Genomic DNA, 1,405 nt, shown 5'->3' with positions numbered 1-1,405 from the left:
ATTTGAGCAAATGTTAGGTGATGGTTCAAAATATGGAATTACCCTTTCATATACTGTTCAGCCTTATCCAGAAGGTATAGCACAAGCATTTATTATAGCTGAGGAGTTTATTGGAAATGATAATGTAGCTTTAATCCTTGGCGATAATATCTTTTATGGTCATGGACTAACAGAATTACTAGAAAAGGCTGTTAAGAAGACTAGGGGCGCTACAGTTTTTGGTTATTATGTCAATGATCCAGAGCGCTTTGGGGTAGTAGAGTTTGATTCTAAAAAGCATGTGATTGATATCATGGAAAAGCCAAAGGAACCAAAATCAAACTATGCAGTAACTGGCCTGTATTTTTATGATAAACGTGTGATAGAAATAGCAAAAAACATTAAACCATCTAATCGTGGGGAAGTAGAGATAACAGATATCAACAAAGAATATCTTGAAATGGGAGAATTAGAAGTTGAATTATTGGGAAGAGGCTATGCATGGCTGGATACAGGTACACACGAATCATTATTAGAAGCAGCACAATTTATAGAAACAATTGAGAAAAGACAGAGTTTAAAAGTAGCTTGTTTAGAAGAAATTGCATTTAAAAAGAAATATATAACTAAGCAACAACTATTAAAAATAGCAAATTCGGTAAAGGAAAATCAATACAGCCGATATTTATTAAGGGTTGCCCATCAATAGCATTTAAATGAATGGAGAGAGAAGAATGCGTAAAATTCATACAGCATTAGATGGTGTTTTTATTATAGAGCTTGATAAATGCAGTGACAAACGTGGTTACTTCATAGAAACATGTAACAAGAAAAAATTTGAACTTTTAGATTTACAGGGAGACTTTGTACAAGATAATCAATCATTATCTGTTCACACAGGCACGATACGTGGGCTGCATTATCAGTTGAATCCTAAAGCCCAAATGAAGGTAGTAAGCTGCATTTCTGGTTCTATTTACGATGTAGTGGTAGATATCCGAAAAGGCTCTCCAACGTATGGGCAATGGTTCGGAACAATTTTAAGTGAGTATAATAACCGTCTACTTACCGTTCCTAAAGGGTTTGCACATGGTTTTTGTACTACAGAACCTAATACTATTGTCCAGTATAAAGTAGATGAGTATTATTCACCTAACCATGAAGGCGGAATTCTATGGAATGATGAAACGATAGGGATTTTTTGGCCAACTAATCAACCAATTTTATCAGAAAAAGATAGAAAACTACCTAGTTTAAAAGATACTAATATCAACTTTGTTTATGGAGATGATTTTAATTGAAATTATTAATAACGGGTGGGGCAGGATTTATTGGTAGTAATTTTATTCGGTATATGTTAAAGAAATATCCTCAATACCAAATTGTAAATGTAGATTTATTAACATATGCAGGAAATTTATCTAAT

3 protein-coding genes are annotated in these 1,405 nt (G+C 33.2%); all 3 read left to right on the top strand.

The genetic code is table 11. The features are described 5' to 3' along the window. Positions 1–688 (top strand): glucose-1-phosphate thymidylyltransferase RfbA (gene rfbA, locus ACQGSG_RS28910; protein WP_426948739.1); only part of this gene is annotated, 688 nt, incomplete at its 5' end. Between the two features lie 25 nt (positions 689–713). Then, positions 714–1,280, top strand: a complete 567-nt coding sequence (gene rfbC / locus ACQGSG_RS28905; RefSeq protein ID WP_087965097.1) for a dTDP-4-dehydrorhamnose 3,5-epimerase — start codon at positions 714–716, stop codon at positions 1,278–1,280. Beyond that, positions 1,277–1,405: GDP-mannose 4,6-dehydratase (locus ACQGSG_RS28900; protein ID WP_426948741.1), on the top strand; the 129-nt coding region annotated here is incomplete at its 3' end. The genes rfbC and ACQGSG_RS28900, both read left to right, overlap by 4 nt.

It is taken from the genome of Bacillus sp. GMa5/1 (assembly GCF_050172015.1).
Taxonomy (GTDB): domain Bacteria; phylum Bacillota; class Bacilli; order Bacillales; family Bacillaceae_G; genus Bacillus_A; species Bacillus_A cereus.
The sequence above is the reverse complement of the archived record's forward strand: the minus strand, read 5'-3'. Positions and strand labels throughout refer to the sequence as shown.